The 18,816-nt window shown below is 59.7% G+C and carries 15 protein-coding genes; 7 read left to right on the top strand and 8 right to left on the bottom strand.

All coding sequences use genetic code 11. The features are described 5' to 3' along the window. Positions 1-185 precede the first annotated feature (185 nt). The 8 genes from addA to B5F35_RS06510 all read right to left on the bottom strand — a co-directional run bounded on the left by addA (position 186) and on the right by B5F35_RS06510 (position 12,382). A complete protein-coding gene (gene addA / locus B5F35_RS06545) occupies positions 186-3,731 on the bottom strand; it encodes a helicase-exonuclease AddAB subunit AddA (RefSeq protein ID WP_087239234.1) in 3,546 nt (1,181 codons plus the stop codon). Beyond that, positions 3,700-7,071, bottom strand: a complete 3,372-nt coding sequence (locus tag B5F35_RS06540) for a PD-(D/E)XK nuclease family protein (RefSeq protein WP_087239232.1) — start codon at positions 7,069-7,071, stop codon at positions 3,700-3,702. Before B5F35_RS06540 ends, addA begins: the two co-directional genes overlap by 32 nt. 15 nt (positions 7,072-7,086) lie before the next feature. Beyond that, positions 7,087-7,683 (bottom strand): stage II sporulation protein R, encoded by a 597-nt coding sequence (spoIIR, locus tag B5F35_RS06535; RefSeq protein ID WP_162611354.1) that lies wholly within the window; start codon positions 7,681-7,683, stop codon positions 7,087-7,089. 72 nt (positions 7,684-7,755) lie between these two features. After that, on the bottom strand, positions 7,756-8,598 hold the full coding sequence (gene ispE, locus B5F35_RS06530; protein ID WP_087239228.1) for a 4-(cytidine 5'-diphospho)-2-C-methyl-D-erythritol kinase: 843 nt from the start codon (positions 8,596-8,598) through the stop codon (positions 7,756-7,758). A 30-nt stretch (positions 8,599-8,628) separates the two neighbouring features. Next, positions 8,629-9,765, bottom strand: coding sequence for a DUF362 domain-containing protein (locus B5F35_RS06525; protein ID WP_087239226.1), 1,137 nt, complete (start codon positions 9,763-9,765; stop codon positions 8,629-8,631). Continuing rightward, positions 9,762-10,937, bottom strand: coding sequence for an aminotransferase class I/II-fold pyridoxal phosphate-dependent enzyme (locus B5F35_RS06520; RefSeq protein WP_275532253.1), 1,176 nt, complete (start codon positions 10,935-10,937; stop codon positions 9,762-9,764). Before B5F35_RS06520 ends, B5F35_RS06525 begins: the two co-directional genes overlap by 4 nt. Beyond that, the gene (locus tag B5F35_RS06515) at positions 10,930-11,415 is read right to left on the bottom strand and encodes an Lrp/AsnC family transcriptional regulator (protein ID WP_087239222.1); all 486 of its coding nucleotides are present in this window, start codon (positions 11,413-11,415) and stop codon (positions 10,930-10,932) included. Before B5F35_RS06515 ends, B5F35_RS06520 begins: the two co-directional genes overlap by 8 nt. Before the next feature lie 154 nt (positions 11,416-11,569). Continuing rightward, a complete protein-coding gene (locus B5F35_RS06510; protein WP_087239220.1) occupies positions 11,570-12,382 on the bottom strand; it encodes a histidinol-phosphatase HisJ family protein in 813 nt (270 codons plus the stop codon). Positions 12,383-12,604: 222 nt separating this feature from the next. Between B5F35_RS06510 and B5F35_RS06500 the strand changes: the two genes are divergently transcribed. The 7 genes from B5F35_RS06500 (at position 12,605) to B5F35_RS06470 (ending at position 18,801) form a co-directional block, all read left to right on the top strand. Continuing rightward, the gene (locus tag B5F35_RS06500) at positions 12,605-12,874 is read left to right on the top strand and encodes an ACT domain-containing protein (protein ID WP_087239216.1); all 270 of its coding nucleotides are present in this window, start codon (positions 12,605-12,607) and stop codon (positions 12,872-12,874) included. A gap of 53 nt (positions 12,875-12,927) precedes the next feature. Beyond that, positions 12,928-14,286: a PFL family protein gene (locus tag B5F35_RS06495; RefSeq protein WP_087239213.1), complete on the top strand. Its 1,359-nt coding sequence runs from the start codon at positions 12,928-12,930 to the stop codon at positions 14,284-14,286. A gap of 225 nt (positions 14,287-14,511) precedes the next feature. Then, positions 14,512-14,823 carry a hypothetical protein gene (locus tag B5F35_RS06490; protein ID WP_087239211.1) on the top strand — a complete coding sequence of 104 codons (312 nt, stop codon included), beginning with the start codon at positions 14,512-14,514 and terminating at the stop codon, positions 14,821-14,823. A gap of 35 nt (positions 14,824-14,858) precedes the next feature. Next, a complete protein-coding gene (locus B5F35_RS06485; protein WP_087239208.1) occupies positions 14,859-15,911 on the top strand; it encodes a V0D/AC39 family V-type ATPase subunit in 1,053 nt (350 codons plus the stop codon). A 14-nt stretch (positions 15,912-15,925) separates the two neighbouring features. Further along, positions 15,926-17,872 (top strand): V-type ATP synthase subunit I, encoded by a 1,947-nt coding sequence (locus B5F35_RS06480; RefSeq protein WP_087239206.1) that lies wholly within the window; start codon positions 15,926-15,928, stop codon positions 17,870-17,872. 101 nt (positions 17,873-17,973) lie between these two features. Then, positions 17,974-18,426, top strand: a complete 453-nt coding sequence (locus B5F35_RS06475) for an ATP synthase subunit C (RefSeq protein ID WP_087239204.1) — start codon at positions 17,974-17,976, stop codon at positions 18,424-18,426. Positions 18,427-18,492: 66 nt separating this feature from the next. Further along, positions 18,493-18,801, top strand: coding sequence for a V-type ATP synthase subunit F (locus B5F35_RS06470; RefSeq protein WP_087239202.1), 309 nt, complete (start codon positions 18,493-18,495; stop codon positions 18,799-18,801). Positions 18,802-18,816 lie beyond the last annotated feature (15 nt).

Below are 18,816 nucleotides of genomic sequence, written 5' to 3'. Positions count from 1 at the left end.
TCTCAAGCAAAACAAAAAGCGGGCGGAAAATCTCCGCCCGCAACAACGTCAAGTCACGCCGCAGGTTCCCCTGCGGAATTCTCAATCGCTATTGACCCGTGCCGGACGGAACCTCACAGGTGAGGGGGCAGATCGCACCCTTCTTTGTTTTACTTGTGTTATTATACGCATTCTCCCAACAAATGTCAAGAGGTTTTTTCGTCCTCCGTCCCCGAAAACGAGAGAAAATCCCCCAGATGGAAGGAATACAGCACGCACTCGCGCACCGGCAGCCCCGTGCACTGAGCCAGCGCGCCGCGGTACAGAACCAGCTGCGCGCGGTAGCGGGCAAGCAGCGCGCCCAGATCCGGCACACGGTCCGTTTTGAAATCGAGAACAACGAGTGCTCCATCCTCCACAAACGCGCAATCCACCACGCCCTGCAAAATCACAGGCTTTTGCGCATCCTCACCGGACAACCCTTCCCGAACCACTCCGGCCGGAAGCTCGGATGTAAACCGGTACTCCCGGAGTACGCGCGGCGACGCAAAGATCCGTTTTGCCAAACGCGAGGAAAAGAATTTTTTCACCCGGGACAAATCCACCGCATCCGCCTGCTCCTTTGTCAGATACCGTCCATCTCGCAGACGGCGCAGCTCCGCGTCCGGCGAGACACGGGCGGCCTCCCAGTCCGCGAACTGCAAAAACTGATGCAGCGCCGTTCCGCGCTCAGCGGGGGTCAGCCCGCCCTTTCCGAGAAACGCGGGGCGCGACGAAGCCCAGTGCTCCCGGCGCAGGCCGCGCTCCGCGAGATCAGACGCCGTCACCTTAGAGGGAACGCCTGTCAGCTCCCGGCCGGGGTACTGCCACGCGATCCGCTCCCGCAGCTGCCGCAAAACGGCTTCATCCGGCGCTTCGGCGTCCGCTTGCGCGCTTTCCGCGCGCGCCACAGGTTCCGGGCGGGTAATCCGCACCAGCCACGGCTCGGCGGCGGGCAGCATCAGACCCGGCAGGGCTCCGCCCTGATCGCGCAGCTCTCCGCCGCTCGGATGGCGCAAAGCGCACAGAATGAGCCAGTCCGCGATGCTCGCGCAGGTGCGCACCGTGTAAGGCGGCAGCTTTTCCTCCTGCCGCAGGCGGGGAACCAGCCGCTCCAGCGTGCGCCCCGCGTCCTTCACGCCAGCCAGCAAAATCAGCTTTTGCTTCGCGCGCGTCATGGCCACATACAGCACACGCAGCTCCTCGCTCATCTCGTCTCGGTCCAGCTCGAGCGCCGCCGCCTGGCGCGGCAGAACGTCATACCGCACACCCGTCTCCTCATCCGGCAGGCGCACGCCAAGCCCCAGATCCGGATGCAGCAGCACCTCGCCCCGCTCCTTGTTGAAGCGGCGCGAGCAGCCCGCCAGCACGCAGACGGGAAATTCCAGCCCCTTGCTGCGGTGGATGCTCATGATCCGCACGGCGTCGCCCTGCTCTCCCGGCTGCTGCGCGGCGGCGAGGTCTGCCTTTTTGCGTTCCAGACGATCCAGAAAACGCAGAAATCCCGATAATCCGCCGTGACCGGATTCCTCATATTTTCCGGCGTATTCCAGCAGCAGGCGCAGGTTTGCCAGACGCAGCTCCCCGCCATTCATGGCCTGCACCAGCTCCGGCAGCTTCGTTTTGTCGTACAGCTCCGCCAACAGACGGTTCGACGGCAGGGCGGCGGCCAGTCCACGGAATTCCGCCAGTTCGCGCAGAAACACGGCAAGACGTTCGTCCTCCTGTGCGGCATTCTGCACCGCCAGATATAAGCAGGAATGCCGGTCGGAAAGGCGCACACGGGCGAGATCGCCTGGCGTAAAGCCGTAGATCGGGCTGAGCAGAACGGCGGCCAGCGGAATGTCCAGCAGCGGGTTGTCCACACAGCGCAGGAGCGAAAGGGCAAGCGACACCTCCCGCGCGGCAAAAAAGCCGCCGGACGCGTCCGCGCGGGCCGGGATTCCCAGGCTTTGCAGCTCCCGCGCGTACTCGTAAGCAAAGCGGTTGGCGCTGCGCAGAAGGACGCAGACATCCGACCAGCGCAGCGGGCGCTCCCGTCCGTCCTCCCAAACGCGCGTTTTCTCCTTGTGTTCCAGCAGCAGCGCGCCGATCCGGCGTCCCTCCTGCACAGCGAGCGCTTCATCCTCCTCCGCGTCTGCAAGATCGAGCAGTTCCAGCTCCACGGCCGGTTCCTCCGAGTCCGGATACGACGCGGCGGGCACCAGCTCCTCCAAGCCGCCGTAATCGAGGTCGCCTGTCTCCCGGCTCATCAACTGGCGGAACACAAAGTTCACCGCGTCCGTGATCCCTTTCGCGCTGCGGAAATTCCGGTCGAGCACCACGCTGGCCGGATAGCGGTCCTGTTCCCGGTCATAGAGCGGGAAGGACGCACGGCGGCGCAGGAAGATCTGCGGCATCGCCTGCCGGAATCCATAAATACTTTGCTTGACGTCACCCACCATAAAAAGGTTTTCCTCCCGCTGGGAGACAGCGCGGAAGATCATGTCCTGCGCCTCGTTGGTATCCTGGTATTCGTCCACCATCACCTCGTCAAAGCGCGCCGCGATCTCGGCGGCCTCTGGGGTCAGCTCCGGCCCATTCTCGCCGTCCTTCCACAGCAGGCGGAGCGTCCAGTGCTCGAGATCCCCGAAATCAGCCGCGCGGCGCTCCGCCTTCTTGGCGTCAAGTGCGCGGGCGTACGCCATGGTCACCTCAAACAGCTTTTCCACCAGCGGAGCCAGGCGCGCGATATCATGGGCGCACTCCTCCCGCGACGCGCAGAACAGCCCGGCCAGCCGCTTGATCACAGCCTTGACTTCATCCCGCGCGGCAGACACACGCAGTTTGACCGGATCTTCGGAAAAGCCACGCACCGATTTGAGCCGGGCAAATGAGAATGACGAACAGCGGAACACCGTCTCGTCCCAGTCACCGGATCGCGCCGTTTCCTTTAGAGCCAGAAGGCCCGCGCGATCCGAAGCGTAGGCCTCCTGATACGCGGCTTCCAGTTCCGGGGCCTCCCGCAAAAGAAGCAGCGAGTGGTCCGTGATGGAAAGAGCGTATTCCACCGCCTGCTCCGCGAACACGAGCACCGTTTTCCCCCACTGGGTCTGTGCCGGATCCGTCACATCCCGATAAGCCGCCGCCTTTTCCTGAAGCCACCGCTCCGGGAACGGATGGGAACGGATAAAATCGTAAAGCGTGTCCACCGTGCGCACGATCCGGCTGTCGTCCCGGCCCGCGGCGAACGCGTCAATCAGCGCGAGGAACCCTTCGTCCCCACGCCCATAATAGTCCTCCAGCACCTCCTCCACCGCATCGGCGCGCAGAACGGCCATCTCGCTGTCGTCGAGAATGCGGAAATCCGGGGAGATCTCCAGCTTATAGAAAAACTCACGCACCAGATCGCCGCAGAAGCTGTGAATCGTGCTGATGTGCGCGCGCGCCATACGGATCTGCTGGCGCTGCAAATGGACATCGCGCGGGTTTTCCTCCAGCAGCAGCGCAATCTGCCGCGAAATGCGGGCGCTCATCTCGGCGGCGGCGGCGCGGGTGAAGGTCACGACAAGCAGCCGGTCTGCCGCGGTGGGATGCTCCGGATCCGTGAGCCGTTCCAGCACGCGCTCCACAAGCACCGCCGTTTTTCCTGAGCCTGCCGCCGCCGAGACAAGCAGGCTGCCGCCGCGCGCGCGGATCGCGTCAGTCTGTGCCGGGGTCCATTGCCTTGCCATGTGCTTCCTCCTCCCTTATCTGTTCCATTGCCTGCGCCTTTGTCAGCTTTGCGAGCGGACGCGTGGGATCGTCCTTTTCGTGGCCGCATACCGCTCCATACGGGCACCACATACAGGCATCCGTTCCGCCGGACACCGGCTCAGCCTCGATGTGCCCCTCGTGCAGCTCCCGCGCCATTTCCTCCACCATGCGGCACACATGGGACAGCACGCTTTCCAGCTCGGCGGGCGTAGCCACATTGTCACGCCGCGCCGGTTCGCCGTCCTTGAGCGTCACGGGGATGAATTTTCCCTCACCCTTTTCCTCCATCGCGCGCAGAACGTCAGGGTCATCCAGCACCAGACCATTCATGCGCAGAGCCTTGTCACGCTCCGCCTTGGCCCGTTTCGCGCCCATCCCCCGGCTTCCCGTGATCTGCGGCTCCGCCGAGGGCATGTACAGCACGCCCGCCGGATGCGGCCGTGCGCCGTAGCGCGCCGCGCCGTTGCCGGACACGGCGGCCAGATACAGGAGCATCTGCAAATTCAGCCCCTGCAAAACATCCGACAGGCGGAATTCCTTCTTGCCTGTCTTGTAATCGACCACCCGGACATAGGCCTCTCCGTTTTCGCGGTACAGATCCACGCGATCGATCTGCCCTTCCACCCGGGTGGTCCCCCCATCCGGCAGCGGAACCCGCAGAGCGGGAACGCCGCCCTTGCCGACAGGAAGCTCAAAATCCGTAGGGACAAAACGGCTCTGTGCCAGCTCCTCCGCGATACGCCGCACCACCGCCGCCGCAGCCCCCGCCAGACGGGAAAACAGATGCGTAAAGCGGGCGGTTTTCATGGCCTCGCCGCTGAGCTTGCGGGCGGCATAATCGCGCAGCAGGCCAGAAAGACGCTGTTCCAGCTCCTCCGGCTCCATCGCCAGAAGCTTCTGCACACCGTCCTCCCGAAGCACTGTTTCCAGTAAAAAGTGCATGACGCTGCCGTATTCCAGCGCGTCAAGAGCAGCAGCGCGCCGCTCCTTCGCTCCCAGGCCGAACCGGCAGAAATACTGGAAGTGGCAAAGGAAAAATTTCTCCACCTGCGTCGCGGAAAGCGTCATGGAACGGCCAAACAAAGCGAGGGCCAGCTCCGATTCCTCAAGCCGGGCCGGACTGCGATCCCGCGCGCGATCCAGGGCGGCAAAGCGCGGCGCATAAGCGGGATCCTCCGCAAAGCAGGCGCGCAGCGTTTCCGACCACGACGAGCCATCCCGCCACAATCGCGCGGCTTCCTCGAAAGCGGGCTGTGCGGCGTTGGCAAAGAAATCGCGCGGCAGCTCCCCACGCGCAAGCACGGGCGTATCCGGCAGAATGGCGAGAAGCTCGCTCACAAGCGTGGATGGTTCCCGCACACCGCTGTCTCCCCCGCTCTCCGGCCAGCTCACAAACAACCGGTCGGAGGAGCTGGTCATGGCGGTGTACGTCAGGTAACGCTCCTGCACGGCTGTGCCTTCCAGCGTCTCGTTGAGCGGCAGACCGAGGGCGATCAGTTCCCGGCGCTCTGTATCGCTGAACACGGAGCTCTGCGAGGGCGCGAGCGGAAATTCGCCCTGCGCCGCACCGACAACGAAGGTGATTTTCGGTTTGTTCGGACGCATACGGTCGGCGCTGCCCACCGTGACCTGATCCAGCCCCTGCGGGATCGTCGCGAGCGTACCGCAGGCAATCACGCGGCGCAGAAGCTCGGAAAAGCGCGCGCAGCCAAGGACGGTTTCTCCCAGCACCATCGCGCACTGGTCAAGAATCTGCATGAGCATGTCCCACAGACGGATCCCGCGCTCCGCAAGATCGGGACGCTTGGCCCCTTCCAGCTGAACAGCAAGGGAGCGGAGGGCTTCAGCGGCCTGCGTACGCTCCAGATAGCGGTACAGCGCGCGGGCGCAGTCCTCTCCCGTTCCCGTCTCCACCACGGAGGCCAGCTCCTCCAGCGGCTCCACGGCGCGGCGGCGGCAGTCGTTCAGGCTTTCCAGCAGCTGTGTGTCCTCCTCGGTCCATTCCTCCTCAAAGCCGCGCGGATGCGCCGTCCATTCCTCGCGCCATGTCCGGCCCGAGACGTTCCACAGAAAAGCGTAGTTTTCCAGCCGCGCGATTTCCTCCGTGTCCAGCCCGGCAAGGCTCGTTTTCAGGCAGAGCAGAAGCTCGTCCGTACGAAAGCCCGTGCGCACCGTTTGCAATGCCGCAAGGACAAAGCGCATAAGCGGTTCGGATTCGATGGAGGCTGGCTGATCCATAAAATAAGGGATCTCCCGCGCGTCCAGCTCCCGATCCAGCACGCCCGCGTAGGTATCGGCATTGCGGGCAATCACCGCGAAATCGCCGTAGCGATAGCCTTCCTCCATGACAAGGCGGCGGATGGAGGACGCCACGAAAGCGGCTTCCTCATACACACCCGAAGCGCGGAACACTGTGGCACAGTCCGAGCCGGGAAAGCTCTGCCGGCGCGCGCGGTACAGGTTTTCCTCCAATCCGCGCAGTCCTTCGCACGCAAAGCGAGCTCCCGGCTCAAGTACAACCGGCGCGGCGACGGAAACGCCGATCTCACGCGCGAACACCCGAAGCTGCCGCGCCGTGCGCTTGACCAGAGAAAACAGCCCTACGCCGTCATCCGGGTCATCGAGAGAATCGGCACACAGGGACACCACCGTTTCCTCCGACTGTTCCAGAATCACCCGCAAAATCGCGTACTGCTGCACCGTGAAGGCCGTGAAAGAGTCCACCGCCACCAGCGCACCGCGGAAAAAGCCATGCTCCCGCAGAAGCGGCAGGGCGCGCGTCAGATCGTCGAGCGGATCGAGATAGCTCTGCGCGACCATCGCGTCGTAGACGGAGAGGATCAGCGACACCTCCCGCAGCTTGCGGCTCAGCGCCCCCTCGGGCATCCGGCCCGCGGCTTCGGCAAGCGTCGCGGGGGAAACGGCGCACAGCTTGAGCTCCGAGGAGATCGCCAGCATGAGCGAAACCAGTTCCCCGCCCGCCGCGCTGCGCCGGTAAAAATCGAGCCGATCCTGCACGGCGGAGAGCGCCAGGCTCATAAACATGCTGCGCCCACCATCGTCCAGCCGCCGCCCCGCTCCTCCGCCGTACAGCCGGAAGGCTTCGTCCGCCAGACGCGAAAAGCTGAGGACGTGCACCAGCTGCGCGTCCTCAGCCCCCAAAAGCGAAAGCATCGCCCGTTCATTTTCAAAGGAAGCCTGCTCCGGCACGATCAGGAACACCGGACGTTCCCGATCCTCCCGCAAAGATTGCCGCACCAGCTCCCGCAGCGTCGTTGTCTTTCCGCTCCCCGAGCGGCCCAGCACCAATTTCAGCATGGCTTCCCCCGTCTCTCACCAGTTTTCCACCCAGCCGCGAAACTGCTCATACAGCTCCACCGCCTTGAATTTCACTTCGTAATCGCCCTGCACCACATCCAGTTCCCCGCTGGACAGCACATCATCGAGCGAAGCGCTGTCCTGCGCGGCAGGCAGGCAGAGTGCCGGAAAGAGGACACACCACCAGTTGTGACCCGCTCCCTCTCCGATCGTAACCCGCAGTGCCTGATACCGGCCTGCCGGAAGCGTCACATTGTCATACTGCCGCGTGGGAAAATACATCTCGACCAGCTCGGCCTGCACCGGATAGGAATACCCGGCGGCCAGCACCTCGTCCTGCGCGGCCTCACAGAGCTGCGGCAGTGCGTCCTGCACCGCCTGGATCGCTTCCTCGCGCGTCGTGACCCCGTCCATCAGGCTTCCGTTTTCCTCAAGCAGCCGATCGCGCACACGCAGTTTCAGCGTCTGATCCGCATCGGAATCCGAGTTTGCGAGAATGTGCAGGCGCAGTACCTCACCGGGAATCGACTCACACTGAGCGGTGAATCCAAGCATCGAAAACAACACGGCGCAAAACAGGCCGAACAACACACATTTTTCCCAAAGCTTCATCGAAAAAGCCTCCCATTCCATCCATTTCGTCTTTTACGGCGTTGGTTTCAGTATGGGAGGAAAATTTTCCCTTTATTCAGGAATGCAGAAAAAAGTTTGCGGATACTCCTGTTTCAGCCGATCGGCACAGCATCGCGCCGTCCCCTCGTCCGCGAAAAGGCCGAATACCGCCGATCCGCTCCCCGTCATGCAGGCTCCCGCGGCACCAGCCCCGATAAGCAAGCTTTTGATGCGCTCCACCTCGGGCAGACGCGTTACATCCTCAAAATCGTTGCCGATCGCGGTTCCCAGCGACACGAGATCCCCCGTTTCCAGCGCGCGCAAAACAGCTCCCGTGTAATCGTGTCCACCGTCCGTGCGCGCGTCCGCGCGTCGGAACGCGTCTGCGGTGGAAACGCCCACAGGCGGTTTGCTGATCACAAGAAAGCATGGGATCATAGGCGGCGCGGGTGACAGAATCTCTCCCACGCCTTTCGCCAGACAGATCCCACCCTCCAGACAAAACGGCACATCCGCACCGACGCGCAGGCCGAGGGCAAGCAGTTCCTCCATCGGCAGAGCCGCGCCTGTCAGCTCGTTCAGGCCATGCAGCACAGCGGCCGCATCGGCGCTTCCGCCGCCCAAACCGGCCTGCGAGGGAATCCGTTTTTCGAGCGTGATCTGCACGCCCGTACGCTCCGCAAGCCCTGCGTGGCGCAGAAACAGCGACGCGGCGCGGCAAGCCGTGTTCGATTCCCCGTCCGGCACAGACGGATCGGAGCAGGAGAACGACACGCCGGGCGGCGTGAGCGTCAGCGTTAGCTCGTCACAGAGGGAGACGGACAGCATCACCATGGAAAGATCGTGATAACCATCCTCCCGTCTGCCGAGAATATCCAGACTCAGGTTGATTTTCGCGTGGGCTTGCAGCTTCATTCTCGTTCTCCTTTGCCGCGCGCCCTCCTGTCAATGGCGGAACAGGGACAGGCGGCGGATATCAATCACATGCTTCGGACACATCTCATGGCAGCAGTAACAGCGGATGCAGTTTGTGTAGTCGATCACAGCCTTGCGATTCCGGATGGTGATCGTATGCTGCGGACAGCTTTCGGCACATTTGCCGCAGCCAATGCACTCCGCTGTGCGGATCTTCGGGGATGGTGTGGCCAGCCGGGCGGCAAGCGGCTGCAAAAATTTGGGCAGGCGCGTAATGAAGTCCGCAGACTTCGACTCCGGCTGGAGAAAATCCGCAACGGCAAACTGGGACGCCGGTTCACACAGCCACACCAGATCGTCTGCCGTGCGCGGACACAGACCGCGATCCATCGCCGAGCGCAGCGGGTACACCGACTCCGGATCCATGCCGATGATCGTTGTACAGGCCAGATCCACCGCGTAGGGGCTGCGGCTTGCCAGCAGAGCGCCGACATGGCGGGGCTGCCCGCCCGTCGGCCCGTTGCCCTCCATCGCGGTCACAGCATCCACAACGCTCAGCACCGGGTGCAGCGCCTGGCAGAGATCCGCGATCATGGTGCCGAAGGGCTCCTTCTCCGGAAAACGGCAGTGCAGCTCCGGCTTCATCAGGCCGGGGACAGAGCCAAACAGGTTTTTCACTGCCGCGCTCATACCCATCATGCAGTGTGTTTTCAGCTTACAAACGTCAACAATCGCATCCGCTTCCAGCAGCGGCGTGATGACGGAGAAGGATCGGCACAGGCGCGCTTCGGGCGCTTTCAGCTCGCCCCAGGTGCAGTCCAGATTCAGCTCCGCGCCATACTGCTCCGCCTGCGCACAGCCGGACTGCTCATAAATCCCTTTGAGGAGGGAGGGCGTATACGGCCCGCCGGGGCTTTCCGCAATCACCACCGAAGCTCCCATTTCCTTTAATAAGGAAACCACGGCGCAGATCACAACGGGATGCGTCACGGCGCTCTCGTCCGGCGTGGAGCGCGTCACGAGATTCGGTTTGACCGCTACACGCATGCCCGGACGGATGACTTCGTCCGCCTTCAGCAGGCGGAACTGCTCCGCGAGAACAGCCCGCACTTTTTCATATTCATACGCTTCGCATGCCGAAACGCAGACCTCCACCGGCTCCCTCATGCGCGGTGCTCCTCAAGGAAGCGCTCGATCCGGTGAAGTGCCTCGGTGATATGTTTGATCGAATAGGAATAGGAGACACGGACAAAGCCCTCCCCGCACGCGCCGAAGGCAGGACCGGGCACCACAGCCACATGCTGCTCATAGATCAGCTTTTCGCAGAATTCCTCGCTCGTCATCCCCGTGCTGCGGATGCAGGGGAATACATAGAACGCGCCTTCCGGCTCAAAGCACGTCAGGCCCATGCGGTTGAAGCCGTCCACGATCAGACGGCGGCGCATATCATACTGTGAGCACATGTTCTGAATATCGGAATCGCCGTTTTTGAGCGCCTCAATGGCGGCATACTGCGCCGTGGTGGGCGCGCACATGATTCCATACTGATGCAGCTTTGTCATCTGTGCCACCAGCTCTTTCGGACCAGCCGCATAGCCAAGACGCCAGCCTGTCATGGCGAACGCTTTGGAGAAACCGTTCACCACGATGGTGCGCTCCCGCATCCCCTCAATGGTGGAGAAGCAGACATGGGGCGTTCCTCCATAGGTCAGTTCACTGTAGATTTCATCCGAGAGGACCAGCAGATCGTGCCGCCTGACCACCTCCGCCACCGCTTCCAGATCGCTGCGGCGCATGACGGCTCCGGTCGGATTGTTCGGGAACGGAAGCACCAGCAGCTTGGTGCGGGGCGTCAGCTTCTCCTCAATCTCTGCCGGCGTCAGACGGAAGCTGTTCTCCGCCTTCGTCTCAATAATTACGGGGACACCGCCCGCCATGCTGGCCAGCGGTCCATAGCAGACAAAGCTGGGCTGCGGGACAAGAACCTCGTCGCCCGGAGCCAGAAGCGTACGGAAGCACAGATCAATGGCTTCGCTGCCGCCAACCGTAACCAGAAGCTCCTTGTCCGGATCGTACTCCACCTGATAATGGCGATCAAGCCAGCGGGAGATCTCCTGCCGCAGCTCGGAAAAGCCACGGTTCGGGCTGTACCAGGTTTTGCCGTCCTCCAGCGATCGGATACCCTCCTGCCGGACATGCCAAGGGGTAACAAAATCCGGCTCGCCGATGGAGAGGGAAATCACGTCCTCCATCTCGTTCGCGATATCAAAAAACTTGCGGATCCCCGAAGGCGGGATCTCGAGGACCGCCGGATTCATTTTCTGCTGATAATCAATCACAGAGCACGGTCCTCCTCTCGTCGCGCTCGTCCTCCGGATCGAGCACCACCCCGCCATCCTTATAACGGGTCAGAATGAAATGCGTGGCCGTGGACAGTACGGAATCGAGCGGAGCCAGCCGCTTGGCCACAAAGAGCGCGATATCCTGCATGGATCTGGCATTGACGCGCACCGCCAAATCAAAGCCGCCGGACATGAGATAAACGCTCTCCACCTCTTCAAACTGCATGATCTTGTCGGCAATCTCGTCAAAGCCCTTGTCCGGCTTCGGCGTCACGCGCAGCTCAATCAGAGCCGAGGCACGGTTGGCGTCAGCCTTTTCCCAGTTGATCAGCGCATGGTAGCCGCGGATCACACCGTCCTTTTCATACTGCGCAATCTGCGCCCGGACCTCATCCGCCGTCTTTCCCAGCATCACAGCCATCTGCTCGCAGCTCAGGCGGGCATTTTCCTGAAGCAGTCCCAGCAATTTATCCATCGTTCGCACGCTCCTTTTTCTATCTCAATCGTTTTATATTGTCTCGCCTTTCCGTCCCTAATAAGGTTTGGAACGGAAAGCACCTTCCGAATAAAGAGAATCATTTTAAGTATACTCACCCATGAGACTTTTTGCAACCTTTGCCGAAAATCCTTCACAGCGGCAAGAGCCGAGGATTGCGTTTTTCATAGACGGCAATTTCGGCAAAGCCGCAGGATCTCAGGACTGCCGCGCCTTCCTCCAACCCGCTCCCAGCATCTGCGGCTTTGTGGGCATCGGAACCAATGGTGACAAGTTTGCCGCCCAGCTCCCGATACCGCTGCAAAAACTCCCGGTCGGGCAGCAGCTTTCCGATTTTTTGGCGCAGTCCGGACGTGTTGACCTCCAGTGCACGGCCGGAGCGAATCAAAGTGCGGAAAATCTCATCTATGATTCCGGAAAAGCGGCGCAGATCCACAGGAACTCCGTATTCTCCCATCAGGTAGCGCAGAGGATAGGTCAGATGCGCCAGAGAGTCAAAATCACCCCAGTCTCTCACCAGCTCCAGCTCCTCCTCAAAATAGCGATCCAAGAGGGCGCAGGGATCATCCATGGAGGTATAATCGAGGAAATAAAAATCCTGCTTCCCCCTTATCGCATGGATGGATCCCAAAACAAAGTCAAACGCATGGGAGGAGAGAAGCTTTCTGGCCGCTTGCGGATTCTGCATGGGCTGCGCAAGCTCCACCCCACACAGGATTTGCAGTTTCCCAAAGCTTCCCTGCTGGGCTTTCACCGCTGCAAACGAGCCGCGGATCCGCTCTCCATAGGAATCCTTTTCAAAGTCGTTGCATTCACAATGATCCGTGATGGTCAGATGGGAAATTCCCTTCTCTGCCGCTGCTGCACACAATTTTTCCACCGGTTCCTCGGAGTCAGGAGAAAAAAGCGTATGTGTGTGGCTGTCCGGCAAATTCATTTTCAGCATCGCTGCACCAGGCTTTCTGTCTTTATTTTATTATCAGGATAACAGGAATCCGGTTTTTTTTCCAGTTCTTTTTGCGCCTTTTCGCCGGAATTCCTCCAAAAGCCGCCGTTCCTCTTTGCGGTTGACAATTTCGGCTAAAAGGAACATAATGAATTTATCTATATTTTTCTGGTTCTGCTTGGAAAACAGCTTCCCGAAGCAATCAAGTTTGGAGGTATTTTTATGCATGCTGTGATCACTGTAATCGGTAAGGACATGGTAGGAATCCTTGCCCGCGTCTCCACCATCTGCGCGGAACACAACGTCAATGTGGTGGAAGTCACCCAGTCGATTCTGCAAGAACTTTTCGCCATGATCATGATGGTGGACATTTCCAAATGCAGCGTCCCCTTCAGTGAGCTTTCCGATTGCCTGACCTCCCTCGGCAATGACATGGGCCTGACTGTCCATGTGATGCACGAGGATATTTTCAATAGTATGCACCATGTCTGAGCGCCATCCCAGCAGCCCGGACATTTCATTTTACTCTGAAGGAGTGTTTTAGCTTGATCAACTCCCATGATATCCTGGAAACGATCAACATGATCGACAACGAAAATTTGGATGTGCGCACCATCACAATGGGCATTTCCCTGCTCGACTGCATTGACAGTGACTGTGACAAGGCATGCGACAAGATCTATGACAAGATCTGCCGCTATGCCGGCCGGCTGGTGCAGACGGGCGAGGACATCAGCAAGGAATACGGGATCCCGATCATCAACAAGCGGATCTCTGTCACCCCGATTGCCATGATTGCGGGCGCCTGCCCGGGCGCGGATCCGATCCGCTATGCCAAGGCGCTTGACCGTGCCGCACACACCGTGGGTGTCAACTTCATCGGCGGCTACAGCGCACTGGTCCACAAGGGATTCGGCCCCGGCGATTACGCTCTGATGCGCAGCATCCCGCAGGCTCTTTCCGAAACAGAGCTGGTCTGCTCCTCTGTAAACATCGGCACCACGAAGTCCGGCATCAACATGGACGCAGTGGACCGCATGGGCCAGATTGTGCTGGAAACGGCGCAGGCCACGGCGGACCGCGACTGCATCGGCGCGGCTAAGCTGGTCGTATTCTGCAACGCTCCGGAGGACAACCCCTTTATGGCGGGCGCGTTTCACGGCCCCGGCGAGCCGGATTGCGTGATTAACGTGGGCGTTTCCGGCCCCGGCGTGGTGCGCGCGGCCCTTGCGAAGGCGGGCGACTGCGATATCACCGAGGTTGCGGACATCGTGAAGAAGACGGCCTTCAAAATCACCCGCATGGGGCAGCTCGTCGCACAGGAAGCCTCCCGCCGCCTGTATGTGCCGTTCGGCATCGTTGACCTCTCCCTCGCACCGACCCCTGCCGTAGGCGACAGTGTGGCGCACATTCTGGAGGAAATGGGGCTGGAACGCTGCGGCGCGCACGGCACCACCGCCTGCCTTGCCCTGCTCAACGACGCGGTGAAGAAGGGCGGCGTCATGGCCTCCTCCCATGTTGGCGGCCTGTCCGGCGCGTTTATCCCGGTCACCGAGGATGCGGGCATGATCCGCGCCGCAAGCTGCGGAGCGCTCTCCATCACCAAGCTGGAGGCCATGACGGCGGTGTGCTCCGTCGGCCTTGATATGATCAACATCCCCGGCGATACACCAGCGGAAATCATTTCCGCCATCATCGCGGACGAGGCGGCCATCGGCATGGTCAACTCCAAGACGACGGCAGTGCGCGTGATTCCCGCCATCGGTAAAAAGGCGGGCGAGGAGCTCAGCTTCGGCGGTCTGCTCGGCGGCGGGCCCGTCATGGAGGTCAACCGCTGGTCCCCGCTCAAATTTATCCGCCGCGGCGGCCGGATCCCTGCCCCAATGCAAAGTCTCAAGAACTGAGTCTGCGTGCGCGCAAAAAGGGGAAAAAATTGATCGTTTTTTTGCCTTTCATTCTTTTAAAGAAAAATAATTTTAAAATTTTGTGTGATATCTCCATTTTTGCACAGCGAGTTTTCAATATATTTCATTTTATTCGATATTGCCAAACAAAAAATTGAGGTCTATAATAGCCACGAAAAAAATGATTGCTGCTTCCAGAAAATCCTGTGAGGAGGTGCGTGCAGCATGCAGAATATGGTTAAAGAAATCGTTGATATGGATCGCCGGGCCAGAGAAATCACAGAAGCGGCCCAGCAGGAAAAAATCAACTCGGAAAAAGAGGTTGCGGCGAAGCGCGAGGAGATCCGGGAGGATTACCTCAAGCGGGCGCGGGAGAGAATTGCGCTCAACGAGCCGAAGGAGCGGGAAGCCGCTGAAAATGCCTGGAAGCTGGTGCAGGCCAAACAGAATGAAATTTCCGCGCAGCTTGACGCACAGTACGCTGAAAACGCCGACCGCTGGGCTCAGGAATTGGCAAAACGGGTTCTTCAGGCGTAAGCGCCCGATATTCACCCGGAAAGGCGGTATCAGCTATGGTTCCAACTTATTCTTCCAATGTGATTCTGGCCAAGGCGCGCGCTATGTACGGACGCCGCCTGACGCGCGCGAATTACCGCGAGCTGCTGGAATGCCGGACGGTGAGCGAGGTTGCTTCTTATCTGAAAAACCAGACCTCCTACGGCTCCATTCTCGCCGGAATCAACGAAAGCGACATTCACCGCGGACAGCTGGAAATCCGGCTGCGCCAGAAGCTGTTTGAGGACAACTCCGCTCTGTGCCGCTATGAGGTCACGATCGGCGAGCATTTCGCCAATTACCTGATTTCGCGCGGCGAGATCGAACAAATCCTTCACAGTCTCGTTCTTCTGGAGGGCGATGTACCGGAGGAATACCTGTTCGCGATGCCCGCTTATCTCACGGCGCATACCCATCTGGATCTCACGGCTCTGTCGCATATCCGCAGTTACGATGACCTTCTCCTTGCGGTTTCCCACACACCGTACTGCAAGGCCCTGGAAAGCTTCCGTCCCGCACCGGGCGTTCCGCTCAACTATACGGGAATTGAGAACGCGCTGTATACGTATCTGTACGGCCAGGTGTTCGAGGTAATCCGCAAATATACGCGCGGCGAGACGGCAGTCCAGCTTCGCCAGATGTTTGAATCCTACATTGATTTGCAGAATTATCTGCGCATCGCCCGCCTGCGCTTTATTCATAATGAGGGAATCGATGTGGTGCGCAGCGCGCTTCTGCCCTTCGGGCAGCTCCACGAGCGTCATCTGAACGCCCTGCTGGAGGCGCAGAGCCAGGAGGAGCTTGCCTCCATTATACGCAAAACCCCCGTCGGAATGCAGTTCATCAAGTCACAGGGCTCCTACGCCTACGTCGAACAGCTGATGAACCGGACGAAGTACCGGATCTGCCGCCGGGATATCCGTTTTTCCACGCATCCGAGCGTTGTGCTTATGAGCTACATTTTCCTGATGGAGATCGAGGTCGGAGACATCATCACCATCGTTGAGGGAATCCGTTACCAGCTCGCGCCGGATGAAATCAAAAGCATGCTCACTGTGGTTGATTTTTGAAGGGAGGTGTTTGTTTGGCCGTCCTCAAAATTAAGGTTGTGAGTATGATCGGGCGGATGACGGAGCTTGACAGCGTGACCGCTGTGTGCGGACGATCCGCATGCTTCCATCCCGACAACTCACTTTCCTTTTACTCAGACACCGCGAAATTCTCCCCCATTACGGAGGAAAACCCGTATGCGGAACCCTTACAGCGTCTCTGTGACGCGTTCAACGGCTCCCGCATACGGCTGGAGCTGCTGCCGAACGAAGCGCTGGACAACGTCAGCTATGACCGGGATGAGCTTGAGGAATATGTTTCTTCCCTGGCTGAACAATTCCAGCATTTACAAGAGGAGCGAAACGACGCGCAGGCCCGAATCCAGTCCTGCACACGGGAGATGGAGGAGGCCAGCCATTTTACAGGGCTGGATCTTGATCTGGACTCCATCCGGGAATGCCGCTATATTAAGGTACGGTTCGGCCGCCTGCCGAAGGACAGCTATGAAAAGCTGAACCATTACCATCAGAACCCTTATGTGATCTTCTTCCCCTGCACCTCGGACGACATTCAATACTGGGGCGTTTATTTCTCCCCGATTGAGATGGTCAGCGAGGTGGACCGCATTTTCTCCAGTCTCTACTTTGAGCGCGTGCGTCTGGCCGAGCTGCACAGCACGCCGGAACACGTTGTGGAGGCCCTGCGCGAGGAACGCGCGAAGGAGATCGAACGAATCAAGGCGGTAGACGCAAAAATTGGCGCACTCTGGAAAAAAGAGCGCAAGGAGGCCCAGAAGGTATACTCCTACCTCAACCAGCAATCCGTTTATTTCTCCATCCGCCACTATGCGGCGCGGTATCATGATAACTTTATCCTCACCGGCTGGATTCCCGCCGAAAAGGAGGAAAGCTTCTGCCGGGAGCTGGACAAACTGACCAGCGTTGACTACACGCTGGACAAGGCGGAAAACGAACTGGAACATTCTCCGCCCGTGCAGCTCAAAAATAAGAAGCTGATTCGGCCCTTCGAGTTCTTTGTGGATATGTTCGGCCTGCCGCAATACGATGAACTGGATCCCACGCCGTTTGTCGCCATCACCTATGTGCTGCTGTTCGGCATCATGTTCGGAGACGTCGGCCAGGGCCTGTGCGTGTCGCTTGTGGGCGCGCTGATGTGGCGCTTCAAGCGCATGGCGCTGGGCAAAGCCCTTATCCCCTGCGGCTTCTCCTCCGCCTTCTTCGGGCTGGTATATGGCTCTGTTTTTGGTTACGAGCATGTGCTCGATCCCATGTACAAGGCTTTGTTCGGCCTTTCGGAAAAGCCGGTGGAAGTTATGGAATCGGACACAACCATCATGATTATTCTTGCCGCCGTATGCATCGGCATTGTATTGGTTCTGACAGCGATTGCCATCAATATCATCTGCTCCCTGCGGCGCAGGCGGTATGAAAGCGCGCTGTTCGGCCCGAACGGCATCGCGGGCTTTGTCTTTTACGGCAGCATCGTCGCCGGTTTCGGCGGACAGCTTGCCTTCGGCTGGCAGATTGTCACGCCGCTCTATGTGGCCCTGCTGATTATCCTTCCGCTGCTCGTCATCATGTTCGCCGGAGTACTTGGCGGCCTGGTGGAGCACCGGCCCAACTGGAAGCCGGAAAGCTGGGGCGGATATATCACCGAGAATTTCTTTGAGCTCTTTGAAGTCCTGCTTGGCTACGCCAGCAACACCATCTCCTTCCTGCGCGTCGGCGCGTTTGTTCTGGTTCACGCCGGAATGATGACGATGGTGTTCACCCTGGCGGACATGTCGGGAGGAATCGGCTACCTGCTGATCGTTGTCCTCGGCAACATCGTGGTGATGGGCATGGAGGGCCTTCTGGTCGGCATCCAGGTGATGCGTCTCGAATTCTACGAGATGTTCAGCCGCTTCTTCGAAGGCGGCGGCCGTCCGTTCCGTCCGATTGTCGTTGGACAAAAGCGTTGAGCTGCTTTTTGGGAAAAGGGCCCTTTCCTCAAAAAGCTCCCCATATACCGGCGGCGTTTGCCGCTATCCACTAATACTGCATTGTTTGGAGGTATCACAACATGACTGCTCTGTTTCTTGCCATTCCGACCGTATTTCTGATTGCTTCCGCCGTTCTGGCGGTTCGTTCCGTCCGCCGCGGCACCAAGAAGAGCCGCGCTTTTGCGCTCCAGCTTCTGAGCTTCCTCGCCGTGTGCGCACTCTCCTTCGCCCTGCCTGCCGCGAATTCCTTCGCGGCAGGTGATGTCGAGCCCACCGCCACCACCGCTGAGACACAGGAGACTGCGGCCGACACCGGCACTGTGAACGGTCTGGGTCTTGTTGCGGCGGCTCTGGCCGTTGGTATTGCCGGCGTTGGCGGCGGTATCGCTGTTGCTTCCGCTGCTCCCGCCGCTATCGGCGCGACGAGTGAGGATCCCAAGGCCTTTGGTAAAGCGATGATTTTCGTGGCTCTTGGCGAAGGTATCGCCCTGTACGGCCTCTTGATCGCTATCCTGATTTGGATGAAGTGCTGAGCCTGAGTCTCAGCTTGAATCCAACCTTTAAGAATCTTAATTATTTACAGGAAAGCAGGTGCGCCGATGCGATTTTACCTCATCAGCGATAACGTGGACGCCCAGGTCGGCATGCGCCTTGCCGGGATCGAAGGGGTTGTGGTGCATGAACGCGAAGAAGTTGAACACGCGCTTCGCAGCGCCATGGCGATGGAGGATGTGGCTGTGGTCCTGATCACGGAAACCCTCCTCCAGCTTTGCCCCGATCTGGTTTACGACTTGAAGCTGAACCAGAAGCGCCCCCTCATCGTGGAGATCCCGGATCGCCACGGCAACGGGCGCACCAAGGACTCCATTACCCGCTATGTGCGAGAGGCAATCGGAGTAAAAATTTAAGTAGCCGCCGCGCAC

Origin of the sequence: Anaeromassilibacillus sp. An200, from assembly GCF_002160025.1 — a bacterium.
Taxonomy (GTDB): domain Bacteria; phylum Bacillota; class Clostridia; order Oscillospirales; family Acutalibacteraceae; genus Caccousia; species Caccousia stercoris.
This window is presented reverse-complemented; position numbering and strand designations above follow the sequence as displayed.